The sequence below is a fragment of the Pseudomonas sp. P116 genome (genome assembly GCF_020149425.1).
GTDB classification, from domain to species: Bacteria; Pseudomonadota; Gammaproteobacteria; order Pseudomonadales; family Pseudomonadaceae; genus Aquipseudomonas; species Aquipseudomonas anatoliensis.
This window is the reverse complement of record NZ_JACVHB010000004.1, coordinates 367,126-383,760: the sequence shown is the minus strand read 5'-3', so window position 1 is coordinate 383,760 and position 16,635 is coordinate 367,126. Positions and strand designations below refer to the sequence as shown.

Below are 16,635 nucleotides of genomic sequence, written 5' to 3'. Positions count from 1 at the left end.
GATCTTTTGCTTTTACGCTACAACAATCCCTCGCTTTCCGGTAACTCATACGCCATCGCTGCGTTAACCACCCCACCCGGCTTCCCCGGCTTGCTCAAGGTCGGCTCTTTCTCCAGACACTCCACCAGATAGTCGATAAACACCCGCAACTTCGGCGGCAGGTAGCGCGTTGGCGAATGCAGCAACCACAGCCCACCATGGTATGAAGCCAGGAACGCCCAGTCTGGCAGCACCTGCACCACCAACTTCTGCTCCAGCGCATAGCGCGCGGTGAAATACGGCAGGCTGCCTATACCGATGTGCTTTAACACCGCACCCAAGCGCACGCCGGTGTGATTGGCGGCATAGCGACCGCGCACCCCCACCGTCACTGCTTTGGTGCCCTTTTTGAATTTCCAGCGCGCATCGCTTGGGGTTTCGCCCAGATAAATGCAGCTGTGATTGAGCAAATCGTGGGGATGCGTTGGCGTACCGTGCTCGGCCAGGTATTGCGGGGAAGCGCAGAGCAAATGATCGATGGTCAGCAGTTGCCGCCCGACCAGCCCGGCCGGTGGCCGATCCGTGATGCGGATCGCCAGATCGACATGATCGTCAATCAGATCGACCTGCCGGTCTTCCAGCAACAACTCTACATCGACCTTGGGATAACGCCGCAGAAACTCGGGCATGTGCGGATGAATCACGAAACGCCCCACCGCCTTCGGCACACTGACGCGTATCAGGCCCTCGGCTTCATGGGTGAACTGGCCGCTGATCTCCATCACCGATTTGGCGGCGCTGACCATCTCCTGACAACGCTTGAACACCTCTTCCCCGCCGTCACTCAGCCGCAATTTGCGCGTGGTGCGCTGTAACAACCGCGTAGCCAACGCCTTTTCCAGCCGAGAAATGCTGCGACTGACCGCCGACGGAGATGAACCGAGCTGGCGCGCGGCCTCAGAAAAGCTGCCGGTCTCCACGACCTTGACGAAAATCGCCATTTCGCCGAGCAGTGGTAGCGGGAGATTGATGCTCACAGCGCACAAGTCCTTTGATGTTTGAACGGATTATCACGTTATTGCACGATTCATATAATAAAAATAGAAACTTTAATCAGGGCATGGAATATGACGCTTCGCCTCTTTTTCCATAGTGATGACCTCAAGGCCAATGTGGAAGTCCTCGACTGCACGCCCCAAGAGAACGAATTCGCAGTAGTGCTGCGCGCCACTTTGTTTCATCCGCAAGGTGGCGGCCAGCCATGTGACACCGGCTGGATTGGCGAGAGTCTGGTGCTGCGCGTGGTGCAGGAACCGGATCGAATCATCCACTTCGTCGACCGACCGGTACCGCTCGGCATGACCTGTATCCGCGTCGACGAACAGCGCCGTGGCTTCAATACCCGCATGCATTCGGCCGGTCATTTGATCGGGCATTTCGTTCAGGCTCTGGGCTGGACGCCGATCAAGGCGCACCACTGGCCAGACGAAGGACGCGTGCAATTCAAGCCGGGCGATGCCGCGCAGGAGGTCGACGCGCAATCCGTTCAACTCGGTATCGATCAATGGGTCGAACACGATCTGCCACGCCTGACGTCACTGCGCGAAGGCGCGCGGGAAATCGGTTTTGGTGAGCTGCCAGCCTATGGCTGCGGCGGCACCCACGTACGTAGCCTGAAGGATCTGGGCACAGTCACGATCGCGTCCCTTTCACAGAAGAAAGGCACGCTGTCCGTCCACTACAGCGTGGATTGAGCATTTCGGCCGCTGCTCTGCGCAGTGGCCGGCGCGGGGGAACCGCACGCGCGGATTCCGTTGACTATCGATAGATGGACCTAAAGAAAATGATGCTAGACGTCGAGCGTCTCGATGAGACGTGCATAAAAAAACTGGCCAACGAAGAAGTCCTCGCCATCCGCCTCAGAGGCTTTTTGCCCGAGCCGCTGGCGATCCGGATTGGCGACAAGATTCTTGCACCAGGCTTTGAGGGATACATCAACGCACCGAGTATCGGCCGCATCGGCATGGCGTTTTATGAAGCGGAAAACCAGCCGCTACTGATCGAGGATTATTTCGAACGGGCCACCAGCAACATCGCCGAACTGCGTCAGCGCTGTGCGCCCTACTCGTCGCCGGTCGACACACTGCGCTGCATGCTCGACGAATCCTGGCCCGCCGGCGCACATCTGGAAAACCTCTACGGACGCAAAATGTATGTCGGCCTTTCGCGCGTGGTGAAACCCGGCGTGTGCTTCCTGGCCCACCACGACATTTTCGCCAAGGACGCGCCGGAGAGTTTTCAGGCCCGCAGCCTCGAGGCGCAATTTGCCTGCAACGTATACCTGAACATGCCGACCGAGGGCGGCGCGTTGCAAATGTGGGATGACGACATTACGCCGGATCAATTCGACGAAATGCGCGGCGAAAGTTACGGCATCGATCCGGCACTGCTCGGCCCGCCCACCCTCGAAGTGCGACCCGAGCCCGGCGATTTCATCATGTTCAATTCGCGCTGTATGCACTCGGTAACGCCGGGCGTGACCGATCCGCGCTTGAGCCTTTCCTTCTTTGTCGGCTACCGCGGCAATGCTTCACCCCTGACTTTCTGGAGCTGAGATGTTATCGAACTACCTGGGCGAGTTTCTGGCGCTGGCCACCATTCACTTTCTGGCCGTGGTCGCTCCCGGACCGGATTTCGCGGTTACCATTCGCCAGAGTGTGCGTTTTGGCCGACTGGTGGGAATTTGCACGGCACTGGGTATCGGCGCAGGCATTTCCGTACATGTGCTGTACACCTTGCTGGGCGTCGGCGCATTGATGCACACCACCCCGTGGCTGTTGACGGTCGCCAAGGTGATTGGCGGTGCCTACATTTTGTATCTGGGTGTCAGCCTGCTGCGCAGCAAGCCGAAATCGACACTCGAGGGTGACAAAATCGCCGATGAGCCCGTCGCCGAACAAACGCTGTTCAAAGCCTTCAGTACCGGTTTTCTGACTAATGCCACCAACCCCAAAGCCACGCTGTTCTTCCTCGCGATATTCACCACCATCATCAGCGCCAGCACACCGCTGGAGATTCAAGCGCTTTACGGTGTGTGGATGTGTTTTGTGAATGCGCTGTGGTTCGTGATCGTCGCGCTGTTTTTCTCAAGCAACAAAGTGCGGTTGTTGTTCATGCGCATGGGGCACTGGTTCGAACGTACCATGGGTGTCGTGCTGATTCTGTTTGCCGGTCGACTGATGCTGTCCTGGTAATTCGCCCACGCAACGCAAAAGGCCCACCGACTTTCATCGATGGGCCTTTTTTTGTCTGCGTGATACTTGAGAAGAAGAATCCATAAAACGCGCATACAAAAACGCCGCTCATCACTGAGCGGCGTTTTTGTGAAATTGGAGCGGGAAACGAGACGTGTACTAGGACAGTAAGTCGTTGTTTCCCAATCACTTTCTTCGTTGGGCTGGCCAGCGAAGACCTCAATTGTAGCCTTGTTTTTCGTCCTCGGCAACAAATTCGTCCAAAGAGTTCCACAGACGTCCAAAGAGCTGCACTCAGCACACCAGACCCACGATCGGTACATCGTCGTAGGCAACTCCCTCGAACTCATCATCCACGCCCGGTCGTCTGCCCCGCATCCATCACCGCGAAGACGATCAGGCAGATGGTTCTGGTGATGGCACAGCTCGGATGCCACCTAGGAACGCCTGCACCACAACTCACAGGCGACCTTCTGGTCAAGCTCCTTTGAAAGAACGCGCATGCTGGCCACCGCGTTTCCGCACACGATTCTTTGTCGATATATCAGGATGACGGGGCAAGCATGACAGGCGCCGGTTTGCTGCGTCCGACTGGACATTCGAGGACGATTGCGGCCCCCTCACGCTTCCTGAGACCGCTGGCATATCAGGTCATACCTAGACGGTTTTGCAGAAACCGTAACTTCTCACGACCCTGATAGCGTGAGCGTCGCTGTCGAGCCTACGTCCCGATGCTCGACCTTCTGATCGATGATTTTTGCACATCGAACACACGACGACTACCAGTTGCGCGAACTGGTGAGAAGTATTCAAACCACATGACGAAGCGGCCTTCGGGACCCACTTCCTACACAAGCGACAGGCCGACCATGAGGTCGGCGACAAAGGAGTCGGTCATGTAGTTCTTCTCCTGGAAGGAGACGGAGCATGCACGAGAACAAGAATGATGCACCAACATCAAAGGTGTTCTATCGCCCGATCGAAGCGTCCATCCGCTGGGCCGGGCTGCTGCGATACGAGCAGGTGATCCTGGCTTCGATTTCGTCGCCAAGGCGCCTGCCGCAGTCGTTGGACTGTCCACGTTGTGACGAGCTGCGGCTTTGCACCGAACGCATCTTCGACGGCATCCTCAATGGAGAACTGCCCTTCGGACGGAACGGCATCACGACGCGCGATTCCGCGCTGATCGACTCCCCTGATCTGACGGTGCGCCACGTCGATCTGAAGCGCTGGATGCGCCAGCACTATCCCGAGCAACGACCGTGCTTCCTTTTCTCCCGGAGCGAGCGCATCGCCCATCCCTTCATCTCGGTGGAAACTGGGCAGGCGATGCTAGTCGAGCGCCTGGCCCTGAAGTCCACCTTGGACCAGTACAAACGCCAACTGCATGAGCTGCAGGAAAAGCACGGAGCGCTTCTCAAGCAGATGGCGCCCTCTGCTGGCGCACAGTGCCTGATCAGTGATCGCGCCGAAGCCACCTACCTGAACATCATCGGCAGCATGCTGGACCTGATGCTCGGCCAGTCGCCTTCCGGCGTTCCGTACTCCAGCTTCAAGACGCAGGAGGCGGTGGTCAGCGCGTTGGTCGCCCATCACAGCGGCGCAATGGGGATCGCGGAGCGGACGCTAAACGGCAAGTTCGCCACGGCCAGACGCCGGCTGCGTAGCGCAACAGTCTGAGGTTTTCCATCTTGTATGTGCAATCGCGGAGATTGCATTTGCAATGTCTTTTCCCATCCATGTCTATTGAATGGAGGTCACGCCAACAAACGCCACTGAGCGTTCAGGAGTGACCGCCATGTCGCAAACACCTGCACTGCCCGCAAGCGAGCGCCGCATCCTGCGGCTTGATGAAGTCGAAACCAAGTCGGGTTTCAAACGCGCCCACATCTACAACCTGATGCGCAAAGGCCTGTTCCCGAAGGCGCTGCGCCTGGGCGTGCGCGCGGTCGGTTGGGACTCCATCGAGATCGATCAGTGGATCGCCGAGCGCGTCAACAACCGGGCCTGACCCGTTCTCCAGCGGACTTCCCATCCTCACACGGAGAACGCCATGCAGGTCGTATCCATCATTTCAACCAAAGGTGGCGTCGGCAAGACCACCACGGCCGCGAACCTCGGCGGGCTTGCCGCGGACGCGGGGCTGCGTGTACTGCTGCTCGACCTCGACGTGCAGCCCACCTTGTCCTCGTACTACGAGCTAGGCCACCGCGCACCTGGTGGCATCTACGAGTTGCTGGCCTTCAACGAGCGCGACCTCGGGCTGCTTGTGTCCCGCACGAACATCGAGGGCCTGGACTTGGTGCTCTCCAACGACCACCGAGGCGAGCTGAACACTTTGCTGCTGCACACGCCGGATGGGCGCCTACGGTTGCGCCATCTCTTGCCGGTCCTGGCGCCTCTCTATGACCTGGTGCTGATCGACACCCAAGGTGCGCGCTCGGTGCTGCTGGAGATGGCGGTGCTCGCCTCCAACCTCGCGCTGTCGCCCGTGACCCCGGAAATTCTCGCGGCGCGCGAGCTGCGGCGCGGCACCATGCAGTTGCTCGAAGACATTGCGCCCTACCGGCACCTGGGCATCGAGCCTCCACCTCTGCATCTGCTCATCAATCGCGTCCACCCTGTGTCAGCCAATGCACGGCTGATCCAGCAGGCCCTGCGCGATCTTTTCCAGGACCACGCCGGCATCCGCGTGCTGGCCACCGACGTGCCGGCCATCGAGGCGTATCCGCGTGCAGCTACGCGCGGATTGCCAGTGCATCGGGTCGAATACCGCCAGCCGCCGGGCAGAGTCGCCCTCGCCGCGCTCGACACCATGCGCGGCCTCGCAGACGAACTATTTCCGCAATGGCGGCACCGATTTGCCATGGTGTCCGGCCGTCCGCCACACCCTCTTGATGCCGGGAGGTCCCATGGCGAACGCACATGAGCTAGCCCGAGGCCACAAGCGGCTTCGCGCCCTGATCGAGTTCGCGGTTGGCGAAGGTTGGCACGTCAAACGCACGCCTGGCGGCCACCTCAAGTTCACCAAGCCTGGCTGCGCCGCGATCTACACCAGCTCGACGGCAAGCGACCACCGGGCGACCCTGAATGCCCGTGCGCAAATCCGCCGCGCCGAGCGCGAGGCCCGATACCAAGCGCAGGGAGGCGGCCATGGCTGAGATCACCTCCCAGCAGATGGCTGGCAAGCTGCTCGCGGCCGGGTTCGAGCGCAGCGGCCCGTCAGCCTCGACCTTGAGCGACCCGATCGCCGACACCCCCATGGTCGTGACCCTAGATCAGTTGCGCCCCTACGACCACGATCCCAGGAAAAAACGCAACCCGGCCTACGAGGAAATCAAGGCGTCCATCCGCGAGCGCGGTCTGGACGCAGCGCCGGCCATCACTCGCCGACCAGGTGAGTCCCACTACATCATCCGCAACGGTGGAAATACTCGGCTGGCGATCCTGCGCGAACTATGGTCAGAGACCAAGGACGAGCGGTTTTTCCGTGTATCGTGCCTGTTCCGGCCGTGGCCCAGCCGCGGCGAAGTCGTCATGTTGACCGGCCACTTGGCCGAGAACGAATTGCGCGGGGGCCTCACGTTCATCGAGCGCGCCCTCGGCGTCGAGAAGGCGCGCGAGTTCTACGAGCAAGAAAGCGGCACCACCTTGAGCCAGTCCGAGCTGGCCCGCCGCCTCGCCGCCGATGGCTTCCCGGTACAACAGTCGCACATCAGCCGCATGAACGACGCGGTGCAGTATCTCCTGCCCGCGATCCCCACCGTGCTCTATGGCGGTCTCGGTCGCCATCAGGTCGAACGCCTGTCGGTCATGCGCAAAGCCTGCATGCTCGCGTGGGAGCGCTACGCCAAGGGTCGCCCACTGGTTCAGGACTTCGACGAATTTTTCCAGGAAGTGCTGTCGCAATTCGACGTCCAGGCCGACGAGTTCTCCGCGCAGCGTGTACAGGACGAGCTGATCGGCCAGATGGCCGAGATGCTGGGTGTCGATTACGACGTGCTCGCCCTGGACATGACCGAATCCGAGAGCCGGCAGCGCGCCTTGGTCAGCGACCCAACGCCGCCATCGACGCCGCCTGCGTTGCCGGAGCCGGGAACCATCGCGCGCCCACCTGCCAACACTGCGCCACCCATCGCAGGGGCTGCATCCGCAGCGCCGCCTGCAGGCCGACCTGCGGCAACGCCTTCGACGCGCGAGAGCGACACGGATGCCAGCCAGGCAAGTCCGGCCAACCCTGCGGTGGGTGGCGATCTGCTTCGGGAGCACATCGTCTCGCCGGCACCGACGACCGAACGGCTCCAGTCCATTCAGCGCATGGTCGCCGACCAGTTGGGTGATGCGCTGCCGCTCGACTTCTCGGCGAGTGTCTTGCAGTCCATCCCTGTGCAGGCTGGCGGGCTCTATCCGATCTCCGATGTCTGGTACATCGATCCCGGCGTGGACACAGCCGAGCGCCTGCGCATCCACATCGCACAGTTCGCCCGCGAAATCGCGGGCGAGGCAGACCTGGACGAGTGCATTGATGACCGTGCAGAGGGTATCGGTTTCGTCTGCCGGGCCCGCACCCAAAGCTCGGCACCGCTGGGCCGTGCCGTCCTCGCGCTGTTAGCGTGCCTGGCCGGTCAGCGGCCCGCCGACGTCGGCCTGCACGACGGGCAAATCGTCATCGAACTGCCGGCGCTGCTGCACGGCCAGGGTGATGCGGCCCAGCGATTGAGCGATACCTCGCTGGTCAAGCTGTTCCGGCTGCTGCGGCTGGCCCGGCGCCTGCTCGACCTTGAAGCCGGCGCTGAAGGCGTTGGAATGTGAGCGAGGGAGGCCAGCATGTCCGCACCACACCCACTCAACCAGGCCGTCATCGCCCAGGCCCTCTATGACCTGCGCAATGGGCAACTGCGCCGGTGCAAACTGATGGGGTTTGGCGAGGAAGAACTGGACGCCCTCAAGCATCCCGCGCTGATCAGCGTGCTCGCCAACGCTAACGTCTCCTGGTGCTCGGTGACGGTCAACCGCGAAGTGCTCCGGCGACTGCTCAAGCAGGCGCAGGACGTGGAGAAGGAAATCGCCACGGTCGATCGCATGCTCAGGCTGGGCGCGAGCACCGAGATGGTCAGTCGGTTCTATGGCCTGACCCACCAGGAGGTGGCGCTTCGCCGCGAAATCCTCGGCCTGCCGAAGCGCAAGGGCCGCCACCCCGTGCTGGACGAGAAACAGGACACGGAGCTGTGGCGGCAATGGAAGGCCGTGACCGGCAGCAGGAATGTCGATCTCGAAGACGAAACCTCCATCCTCGACGCTACCATGGACTTGGCCGAAGGCATGTCGCTGCCTCTGTCGGTGGTCTGGGCCTCGATCAAGAGCTGGGTCGATCAGGGATTGGGTTGAGCCATGGCCGTGGACGACACCGCACCACGCCGTGGCCCCGTCGCACTCGCGGATCTGTTCGATGCTGCCCTGAAAGACCTCGCGCCCAAGCCCAGCCCCAGTGCGCCAGCACCCGTGCCTACGCCGACGCCCGCCACGTCAGGCGATGCCTTCCTCTTCAGCGGCAACCGGCACGAGACCGTGCCGCGGCGGCTGTTCCTCGACCGTCGCCTGACGCCGCTGGAGCGCAACGCCTGGCAGGTGTTCCGGCTGATGCTCAACGACGACGGCATGACAGCCTTCCCGACGTATGAGCAGCTTCGACCCTGGCTGGCGTCGATGCCCTGCGCCGGGCAGGCCTCGCATGAAACCGTGGCCCGAGCGTTGACGCTGTTGCGCCTCACCCGATGGTTGAGCCTGGTACGGCGACGGCGTGACCCCAAGACCGGCCGCATCCTCGGCAACCTCTACGTTCTGCACGATGAACCACTGACGCCCTTCGAGGCCATGCAGCTCGACGCCGACTACCTGGCACTGGTCAGCCAGTCCCTCGGCCATTCGGCCAAGGCTGTCCAGATGGTCGGTCTGAACACCCTCAAGGAGATCGCGGAAGATCCGATGCTCTCCGGACGCACACTGCCGTCGCGGCTACAGGTCCTGGCCGAACGCCTCGCCAGCCAAGGCATCACGGCCGCCGAAAGTTATCCACAGGAGGATGCCGCCCACGATTCCGAAGAAGGAGCATCGAGCCTTCTTCGGAATGCGGACGACCCGTCTTCGGAATCCGAAGCAGGGGCGAAACCCGCGCCAGACGCCTCTCTTCGGAATCCGAAGCAGGCCCGTACAGTACGTAGTAGTCGTATTAATGAAGTACGTACTACCGCGCAGGCGCGCGCGCTGGGCGATCTGCAATGGCCCAAGCGCTTCACGGAACTGAAGGCAGAGCAGCAGACAGGTGCCAGGGTGGCATTGCAGCAGGTCGATGCCGCGCTGAGACAGGCCGTGCTGGACGACTGGGCCGCACGATGCAGCAGTCATGGCATCCGCAATCCTGCGGGGTATCTGTTCGGCATCATCCAGCGCGCCATCCATGGCGAGTTCAATGCCTGGGCCAAGAAAGACGCGCCATCGGCACCCGTCCCGCCAAACGAGCGGCCACCAGCAGCACCGCCACCTCAGCCGCAGGGTAAGCCAGTGCCGCCGGAAGTCGCCAAGCAGCACATCGAGCGGCTACGCAATCTGCTCGCCAGCAAGTGAGCCGGCATGCAAGTCGGTGAAAGTAGATGCCCATGGCCGCCAATAGAGCTATCCCCTGGGGATAGTTCCGCTGCTGGGCACAACGCCAAGTTGTCGCAGGCCTGGGATCGACCATCTGCCGCAGCATCGGTGTTGCCTACCCTGATCCCGGCGTGCAGCGTTCGTTGACGCTCCATGGAGCTATCCCCTGGGGATAGCTCGCGCCGCATGCAACCGCCGCGCCCTAAACCGGGGCCCGCCGGGATTCGGATTCTTGACTGACTGCCTTCCGCTTCCTGCCGAAGCTGGCCGCTCCTTTTCCAACAACGAGCGGACACCATGGCAACCAATGAACCTCTGCAACTGAATCTCGGCTCCCTGCGCAGCGCGATGTCGCTGACCCTGCACACCCATCACGCTTCCCGCATCTGGCACGGCCGCGCCGCCGCCGAGGGGCGACCGGGCATCGTCGGCCTGAACGGCTACATCGCCCAGATGAACAAGATGCGGCGGGGCTCGGAGCAGGACGACCCGTACTCGGACTGGTGGATGCTGCGCATCGAGGACAAGCTCGACCAAACCAAGGTCACGCTGCAATCGCTGCGCGAGCAGGTGGACCAGGCGCTGGCGAGCGTGCCACCGGCGCTCAGCCTGGGCGAAAACCTCAACGTGCAGCCGGTCAAGCTCCCGCTCTTCGTCAACGCGCAGCTCGGCTTTGCCGCGGTCTATCTCCTGGCCGACTACGACGACATCGCCCGCAAGCTGATCCTCGCCCACCACACCGCGCTCATCGACCGCAGCACCTTGGAACGCTGGCTCAACGAGGGCGCGCACGCGCTGCGCAGCCTGTTCTCGCTGGCCCAGCAGTATCGCTACTCGGGCTGCACCCGCGACGATTTCGCGGCGAAGAACGCCGCTGCGCGAGTCGCGCTGGAGAAGTACGGCGAACTGCCGCAGGAGGTGCTGGAGGGGACACGCCGCTCGAAGTTTGCGCCACCCGTCGTGCGCCGTGGCCTGCAACAGCGCGGCGACGGTCCTGCCACAGCGCCTCCGCCCAGCGACGAAGCCGCCACCGCAGAGCCGCCCGAAGCGTCAGCCGGCGAGGACGAGCCCGCATGAACGATCTGAACCAACCGACCCGCTACTTCCGGGGCCTGCAACAGGGTGCCTTCATGCGGCTGGAACACGCGGCCTCTCTAAAAGGCCTTTTAAAGCCTTTTAAGGGTAAAGGGGACTTCGAGGCCTGGGCCAGCCAGTGCTTCGCCATGCGCGACGAGTTGATTGCCCTGGCACAGCGACAGGTGCTGGAGCAAGCATGCGGGCACCCCTTCCACCTTCTGCCCATCGAACTGGCCCAACAGACCACTGGCGCAGGAACCGTCTTCTTGCGCTGGCGCAGGCACGACAGGTCGGCCATGGGCGTGGCGCTGTGGCGGGAGCTGATCGCCAGCAGCAGCACACCCGTCAACCTGCTGGCCGACCTGCACGCGATCGAGCTGCAGCGCATCACGTTGAACATGCAGATCAGCCTGCTGCACACCTTGGGCAGGCAGGCGCAGGAATGCGCCAGCAAGGCCGCCGAGGCGGACGACGCCTACCTGCACCGGCTCACGTCCGTTCCTGCCGCAATGCGCGATCGGTGATTGCGCCGGGCATCCCAGCACGCGCCCGGCGCCGACGAGGCACGGGTATTTCAACCACCACGGAGATCACACCATGAGCACGCATTTTTCTGGCGAAGGCAACATCGGCTCGCCACCGGAGTACCGCGAATTCCCCAACGGCAATGACGAACCCAGCCGCTTGCTGCGCCTGAACGTCTATTTCGACAACCCCGTACCCAAGAAGGATGGCACCTTCGAGGACCGCGGCGGCTTCTGGGCGCCGGTGGAAATCTGGCACCGCGACGCCGAGCACTGGAAGGACCTGTACCAGAAAGGTATGCGCGTGCTGGTCATCGGCCGCATGGAGCGCGAGCCTTGGACGGACAACGAAGATCAGCCGCGCGAGACCTGGCAGATCAACGCGCGCAGCGTCGGCATCCTGCCGTACCGCATCGAGTCCGTGGCCCTCAGTCCGAAGCCGCAGGAGGCAGAACCGAAGCCACAGGCTGCCCAGGAATCGACCGCGCCGAAGGAGGCGAAGCGCAGGAAGTGAACCGGCATGGAGGGCGGCCGCCGTAGTGCTTCGCCGCCCTCCATGCACCCCGCAAGCTATCCCCTGGGGATAGCTCCATCAACGTCCATCGACTTCCACGCGCTCCCGCAAATCGCGGCTACTGGTCCGCACACCTGCGGCCACGCGCCATCCCCGCCCGAGCCATTCCATCGGCGTGAAAGCGGTCGCCGGCGCATGCGGCTTGTTTGCTGCTACCCCAGGTGGCGCTCGGCATCCTCGATTCCAGCAACTCCATGAACAACGGGAATCGGGATGGACGGACATGCGGCTGTTCTTGTGCGAGAAGCCCTCCCAGGGCAAAGACATTGGCCGAATTCTCGGTGCCACGCAGCGCGGTGAAGGCTGCCTCAACGGTTCCGGCGTCACCGTCACCTGGTGCATCGGCCATCTCGTCGAAGCGGCAGCCCCCGAGGTCTATGACGCGGCGCTCAAGCGCTGGTCGCTGGAGCAGTTGCCCATCATTCCTCAGCACTGGCGGGTCGAGGTCAAACCTAAAACCGCCACGCAGTTCAAAGTCGTCAAGGCGCTTCTGGCTAAGGCGACCCAGCTTGTCATCGCCACAGATGCCGACCGCGAGGGCGAGTTGATCGCCCGCGAGATCATCGACCTGTGCGGCTACCGCGGTCCCATCGAACGGCTGTGGTTGTCGGCGCTCAACGATGCGTCCATCCGCGCGGCACTCGGCAAGCTCCGGCCATCGGCCGAGACGCTGCCGATGTACTACTCGGCGCTGGCGCGCTCTCGGGCGGATTGGCTCGTCGGCATGAACCTCAGCCGCTTGTTCACGGTGCTGGGACGGCAGGCCGGCTACGACGGCGTGCTGTCGGTAGGCCGCGTCCAGACCCCCACGCTCAAACTGGTCGTGGACCGCGACCGCGAGATCACCGCCTTCGTGTCCGTGCCGTACTGGGCCATCGACGTGTCCCTGTCCGCCGGTGGCCAGACTTTCGCCGCGCAGTGGGTTCCCCCGAAAGCATGCACCGACGACGCCGGCCGCTGCCTGCAGCAGCCCATCGCGCAGCACGCCGCGCAGCAGATCCGCGCCGCGGACAGCGCCCAGGTGGTGGCGGTCGAAACCGAGCGCGTGCGGGAAGGCCCGCCGCTGCCGTTCGACCTGGGGACCTTGCAGGAGGTGTGTTCCAGGCAGCTTGGGCTCGATGTGCAGGAGACCTTAGACATTGCTCAGGCCCTATACGAGACGCACAAGGCCACGACGTACCCGCGCTCCGATTCGGGCTACCTGCCCGAAAGCATGTTCGCCGAGGTGCCAACGGTCCTCGACAGCCTGGTCAAGACCGATCCCTTGCTGCGACCGATCATGGACCAGCTCAACCGCACTCAACGCTCACGCGCCTGGAACGACGCGAAGGTGTCTGCTCACCACGGCATCATCCCGACGCTCGAACCGGCGAACCTCTCGACCATGAGTGAGAAGGAACTGGCAGTGTATCGGCTGATCCGGGCGCATTACCTGGCGCAATTCCTTCCTCACCACGAGTTCGACCGCAATGTGGCGAACCTCTCCTGCGGCCAGCAGACGCTGGCGGCCACCGGCAAGCAGGTCGTCGTCAAGGGGTGGCGCCTGGTGCTGGCCGAACCGCAATCCGAGGAGGATGGCGACCCTGCGGCGCGCAGCCAGGTACTGCCCGCGCTGCGCGAGGGCCTGGCATGTCAGGTGGCCGACGTCGATCTGAAGGCGCTCAAGACGCTGCCCCCTCGGCCCTATACGCAGGGCGAGTTGGTCAAGTCCATGAAGGGCGTCGCCAAACTGGTCTCGGACCCGCGCCTGAAACAGAAGCTCAAGGATACGGTCGGCATCGGCACCGAAGCGACGCGGGCCAACATCATCAGTGGCCTGCTGACGCGGGGCTACCTCGTGAAGAAGGGCCGCGCCATCCGTGCCTCGGATGCGGCCTTCACCCTGATCGACACGGTGCCCACAGCGATTGCCGACCCAGGGACAACCGCCGTCTGGGAACAGGCGCTGGACATGATCGAAGCTGGACAGCTCACGCTGGACGTATTCATCGGCAAGCAGGCTGCATGGATCTCACAGTTGATCGCGCAGTACGGCAGCACGTCCCTGTCCATCAAGGTTCCCCACGGACCGCCTTGCCCACAGTGCGGCGCACCGACGCGCCAGCGCACCGGCAAGAGCGGCCCATTCTGGTCGTGCAGTCGCTACCCCGACTGCAAAGGCACGCTGCCGGTCGAATCCGGCACGTCCAAGCGTGGTGCCTCGCGCCCGCGCCGCAGCGGCCGCAAAGGCTCCTGACCGACCCCGTTCCCCGTGAACCGTGCCCGCCATCGGCGGCGCGGCCTGTGTTCCGCACGCCCTGCGGGACGCCCAGCGCGCAACGCCTTCTTGTCCGTGTGCGCGTCCCGCTTGGTCATCCCCGGCCGCGGGACCTGAAGGTAGCTTCTCCGCGAACCGCCTCCTGCGCGTTCTGCTGATCTGCATTTCTCCCGCCTCTGCGAAGGGTCCCCCGGTGGCTTGCCAAGCTGCGCGAGCCACCCGGAGACCCTTCGTGGTCAGCGGTATTCGGTGCCGGTGCCCGCCGGCGCAAAAACGGGCTCCCTTTGTGCGCGGATGTGCGCCAGACGATGCCGGCGCGAACCACGACATGCGCCGGGTGTGATTGCTGATGAGCAGACGGTTCTAGCGACGACCGGGCCTGCACCAGCCCACGGGTGGTTCTGTCCTCCCGAGCCGAAGGCCGCAGGGCCTTCGGCGCCTTTCTCCTGCCTATCAACGTCCCGGCCCGCCCCGGGCCACACGAACAGGAGACCCGACATGAACCCGCAACCTTGCACCCTTCGCGGTGCGCCCCAGGCCGCGCCACTGCTGTACGGCAGCGTGTGCAGCGGCATCGAGGCCGTGAGCCTCGCATGGCAACCCCTCGGCCTCAAAGCCGCGTGGTTCGCCGAGATCGAGCCGTTCCCGAGCGCCGTGCTCGCCCACCGTTACCCCCATGTGCCCAACCTGGGCGACATGACCGCGATCGCCCGTCAGGTGCGCGCCGGCACCGTGCCGGCGCCCGACATCCTGGTCGGCGGCACGCCGTGCCAGTCGTTCAGCGTTGCCGGCGCGCGCCAGGGGTTGAACGACCCGCGCGGCGCCTTGACCCTTGCCTATGTGGAGCTTGCAAATGCCATCGACCAAACCCGCCACCAAGACCGCCGCCCGCCGGCAACGCTCGTCTGGGAAAACGTCCCCGGCGTCCTCAACGACCGCAGCAATGCCTTCGGGCATTTCCTGGGCGCACTGGCCGGAGAAAGCCGTGCGCTCCAGCCGCCAGGGGAAAAATGGGCGCACGCTGGTTGTGTGTCTGGACCCCGCCGCCGCATCGCCTGGCGCGTGCTCGACGCTCAATATTTCGGTGTCGCCCAACGCCGCAAGCGCGTGTTTCTTGTGGCATGTGGTGGTGATGACCTCGATCCCTCCGAAGTACTTTTTGAGCGCACAGGCCTGCGCGGGGATTCTTCTGCGGGCCGCGCGCCGTGGCAAGAAGCTGCCCGCGCTGCTGGACCGGGTGCTGCAGCAGCAGGCGGATACGCAGGATTCGCTGGACTGAACCAGCCCTACGGCAAGGTCACGACGACGTTCGGATTCAGCGGCGGCATTGGCCCCGTCGATGTTGCGGCATGCCTGATGGCCGCGGGTCCCAAGCACGACATCCGCACCGAGACGTTCATGGTGCAGTCCATCGCCGGCAGCATCGCCCACACCCTCGACACCGCCAACAACGGCAAGGGCAGCAGCGAGGACGGTACGGGAAAGGGCGTGCCGATCATCGCCTTCACCGCCCAGGGCAGCGGCGCGGACGCCACGATCGACCTGACGCCGACGCTGCGTGCCGGCGGGCATCGCAACAGCCATGCGAACGCAGGCGTCGTGCCCGCCATCGCCTTCGCGCAGAACAACCGCGGCGAAGTGCGCTTCGAGTCGGGCCATGGACAGGTGTCTTGCACCGTCCTGTCCAACGGCAAGCCGGGCTACGGTGTGCCGATGGTGGCCTGCGTTGCCCTGCGGGGACGGACGCAGGGTCTTGCTGCCGAACTGGGCGGAAGCGTTGCGGCGGCGTTGCGTACCAGCGGCGGCGGCGCAGACAAGCCCCATGTCCTGGCCCCCGACTTCGAGGCACATTTCCGCTACGACTGGAATGAATCCGGTGCAGCGGACTGGTCGCAATGGCGGGTGCGGCGGCTGATGCCCATGGAGTGCGAGCGGCTGCAGGGCATGCCCGACGACTACACGCTGATCCCGTATCGCGGCAAGCCTGCCGCAGACGCTCCGCGCTACAAGGCGATTGGCAACTCCATGGCCGTCCCGTGCATGGCTTGGCTGGGCAACCGGCTGGTGCAGTGCCTGCACAAGACGGACTCGACCGCTTCGGATTGATCGACGACGCAGCCTGCCGGCCGCGCCATTCTCCCCCTGCATTGCCGATGTATCGGCAGCAGCCCGCAGCCAGGGTGTCAAGGCTGCCGTGGGTTCCGCCCACGCCACCCACCAGTTCGCTTCGGCATCTCACCGGCGAACGCTGCCCACCGGGGCATCGATGCCTCCTTTCTCCAACCCACGGGATGGTCGCCACGTCCCGTCAGGGGCATGTCGCCA

The 16,635-nt window shown here is 63.6% G+C and carries 16 protein-coding genes; 15 read left to right on the top strand and 1 reads right to left on the bottom strand.

Going from position 1 to position 16,635, the window contains the following annotated elements; genetic code table 11:
- Window positions 1-17: 17 nt before the first annotated feature.
- The gene (locus ICA15_RS16130) at window positions 18-1,016 is read right to left on the bottom strand and encodes a LysR family transcriptional regulator (RefSeq protein ID WP_210554040.1); all 999 of its coding nucleotides are present in this window, start codon (window positions 1,014-1,016) and stop codon (window positions 18-20) included.
- Between the two features lie 90 nt (window positions 1,017-1,106).
- On the opposite strand from ICA15_RS16130, the gene ICA15_RS16125 reads away from it, so the two are divergent.
- From ICA15_RS16125 to ICA15_RS16055, 15 genes are all read left to right on the top strand, one after another.
- The gene (locus ICA15_RS16125) at window positions 1,107-1,733 is read left to right on the top strand and encodes an alanyl-tRNA editing protein (protein ID WP_150605206.1); all 627 of its coding nucleotides are present in this window, start codon (window positions 1,107-1,109) and stop codon (window positions 1,731-1,733) included.
- A gap of 89 nt (window positions 1,734-1,822) precedes the next feature.
- Window positions 1,823-2,593 (top strand): 2OG-Fe(II) oxygenase, encoded by a 771-nt coding sequence (locus tag ICA15_RS16120; protein WP_210554041.1) that lies wholly within the window; start codon window positions 1,823-1,825, stop codon window positions 2,591-2,593.
- A 1-nt stretch (window position 2,594) separates the two neighbouring features.
- Window positions 2,595-3,233 carry a LysE family translocator gene (locus tag ICA15_RS16115; protein ID WP_150605204.1) on the top strand — a complete coding sequence of 213 codons (639 nt, stop codon included), beginning with the start codon at window positions 2,595-2,597 and terminating at the stop codon, window positions 3,231-3,233.
- Between the two features lie 927 nt (window positions 3,234-4,160).
- Entirely contained in the window at window positions 4,161-4,913 is a 753-nt protein-coding gene (locus ICA15_RS16110) for a hypothetical protein (protein WP_028690967.1), read from the top strand.
- 118 nt (window positions 4,914-5,031) lie between these two features.
- Window positions 5,032-5,244, top strand: a complete 213-nt coding sequence (locus ICA15_RS16105) for an AlpA family transcriptional regulator (protein WP_009459729.1) — start codon at window positions 5,032-5,034, stop codon at window positions 5,242-5,244.
- A gap of 42 nt (window positions 5,245-5,286) precedes the next feature.
- Window positions 5,287-6,162: a ParA family protein gene (locus ICA15_RS16100; protein ID WP_028690966.1), complete on the top strand. Its 876-nt coding sequence runs from the start codon at window positions 5,287-5,289 to the stop codon at window positions 6,160-6,162.
- Window positions 6,146-6,394, top strand: coding sequence for a hypothetical protein (locus ICA15_RS16095; RefSeq protein WP_019726333.1), 249 nt, complete (start codon window positions 6,146-6,148; stop codon window positions 6,392-6,394). Before ICA15_RS16100 ends, ICA15_RS16095 begins: the two co-directional genes overlap by 17 nt.
- Entirely contained in the window at window positions 6,387-8,045 is a 1,659-nt protein-coding gene (locus ICA15_RS16090) for a ParB family protein (protein WP_028690965.1), read from the top strand. The genes ICA15_RS16095 and ICA15_RS16090 overlap by 8 nt, the downstream gene beginning before the upstream one ends.
- A 15-nt stretch (window positions 8,046-8,060) precedes the next feature.
- Window positions 8,061-8,621 (top strand): DUF2857 domain-containing protein, encoded by a 561-nt coding sequence (locus ICA15_RS16085; RefSeq protein WP_023093474.1) that lies wholly within the window; start codon window positions 8,061-8,063, stop codon window positions 8,619-8,621.
- Between the two features lie 3 nt (window positions 8,622-8,624).
- Entirely contained in the window at window positions 8,625-9,857 is a 1,233-nt protein-coding gene (locus tag ICA15_RS16080; protein ID WP_028690964.1) for an STY4528 family pathogenicity island replication protein, read from the top strand.
- A 318-nt stretch (window positions 9,858-10,175) separates the two neighbouring features.
- Window positions 10,176-10,955, top strand: a complete 780-nt coding sequence (locus tag ICA15_RS16075) for a PFL_4669 family integrating conjugative element protein (RefSeq protein WP_028690963.1) — start codon at window positions 10,176-10,178, stop codon at window positions 10,953-10,955.
- Complete coding sequence (locus ICA15_RS16070; RefSeq protein ID WP_028690962.1) at window positions 10,952-11,479, top strand: DUF3158 family protein; 528 nt, start codon at window positions 10,952-10,954, stop codon at window positions 11,477-11,479. The genes ICA15_RS16075 and ICA15_RS16070 overlap by 4 nt, the downstream gene beginning before the upstream one ends.
- A 73-nt stretch (window positions 11,480-11,552) precedes the next feature.
- A complete protein-coding gene (locus ICA15_RS16065; RefSeq protein WP_028690961.1) occupies window positions 11,553-11,993 on the top strand; it encodes a single-stranded DNA-binding protein in 441 nt (146 codons plus the stop codon).
- A 283-nt stretch (window positions 11,994-12,276) separates the two neighbouring features.
- Window positions 12,277-14,289, top strand: a complete 2,013-nt coding sequence (locus ICA15_RS16060) for a DNA topoisomerase III (protein WP_202758158.1) — start codon at window positions 12,277-12,279, stop codon at window positions 14,287-14,289.
- A 519-nt stretch (window positions 14,290-14,808) separates the two neighbouring features.
- Window positions 14,809-16,416, top strand: coding sequence for a DNA cytosine methyltransferase (locus ICA15_RS16055; protein WP_023103930.1), 1,608 nt, complete (start codon window positions 14,809-14,811; stop codon window positions 16,414-16,416).
- Window positions 16,417-16,635: the final 219 nt, after the last annotated feature.

Excerpts from the sequence above, each read along its gene's own strand:
- ICA15_RS16100 (WP_028690966.1), top strand. The coding sequence starts at position 5,287 with ATGCAGGTCGTATCCATCATTTCAACCAAAGGTGGCGTCGGCAAGACC.
- ICA15_RS16055 (WP_023103930.1), top strand. The coding sequence starts at position 14,809 with ATGAACCCGCAACCTTGCACCCTTCGCGGTGCGCCCCAGGCCGCGCCA.
- ICA15_RS16115 (WP_150605204.1), top strand. The coding sequence starts at position 2,595 with ATGTTATCGAACTACCTGGGCGAGTTTCTGGCGCTGGCCACCATTCAC.
- ICA15_RS16075 (WP_028690963.1), top strand. The coding sequence starts at position 10,176 with ATGGCAACCAATGAACCTCTGCAACTGAATCTCGGCTCCCTGCGCAGC.
- ICA15_RS16085 (WP_023093474.1), top strand. The coding sequence starts at position 8,061 with ATGTCCGCACCACACCCACTCAACCAGGCCGTCATCGCCCAGGCCCTC.
- ICA15_RS16090 (WP_028690965.1), top strand. The coding sequence starts at position 6,387 with ATGGCTGAGATCACCTCCCAGCAGATGGCTGGCAAGCTGCTCGCGGCC.
- ICA15_RS16065 (WP_028690961.1), top strand. The coding sequence starts at position 11,553 with ATGAGCACGCATTTTTCTGGCGAAGGCAACATCGGCTCGCCACCGGAG.
- ICA15_RS16110 (WP_028690967.1), top strand. The coding sequence starts at position 4,161 with ATGCACGAGAACAAGAATGATGCACCAACATCAAAGGTGTTCTATCGC.
- ICA15_RS16105 (WP_009459729.1), top strand. The coding sequence starts at position 5,032 with ATGTCGCAAACACCTGCACTGCCCGCAAGCGAGCGCCGCATCCTGCGG.
- ICA15_RS16080 (WP_028690964.1), top strand. The coding sequence starts at position 8,625 with ATGGCCGTGGACGACACCGCACCACGCCGTGGCCCCGTCGCACTCGCG.
- ICA15_RS16120 (WP_210554041.1), top strand. The coding sequence starts at position 1,823 with ATGATGCTAGACGTCGAGCGTCTCGATGAGACGTGCATAAAAAAACTG.
- ICA15_RS16070 (WP_028690962.1), top strand. The coding sequence starts at position 10,952 with ATGAACGATCTGAACCAACCGACCCGCTACTTCCGGGGCCTGCAACAG.
- ICA15_RS16060 (WP_202758158.1), top strand. The coding sequence starts at position 12,277 with ATGCGGCTGTTCTTGTGCGAGAAGCCCTCCCAGGGCAAAGACATTGGC.
- ICA15_RS16125 (WP_150605206.1), top strand. The coding sequence starts at position 1,107 with ATGACGCTTCGCCTCTTTTTCCATAGTGATGACCTCAAGGCCAATGTG.
- ICA15_RS16095 (WP_019726333.1), top strand. The coding sequence starts at position 6,146 with ATGGCGAACGCACATGAGCTAGCCCGAGGCCACAAGCGGCTTCGCGCC.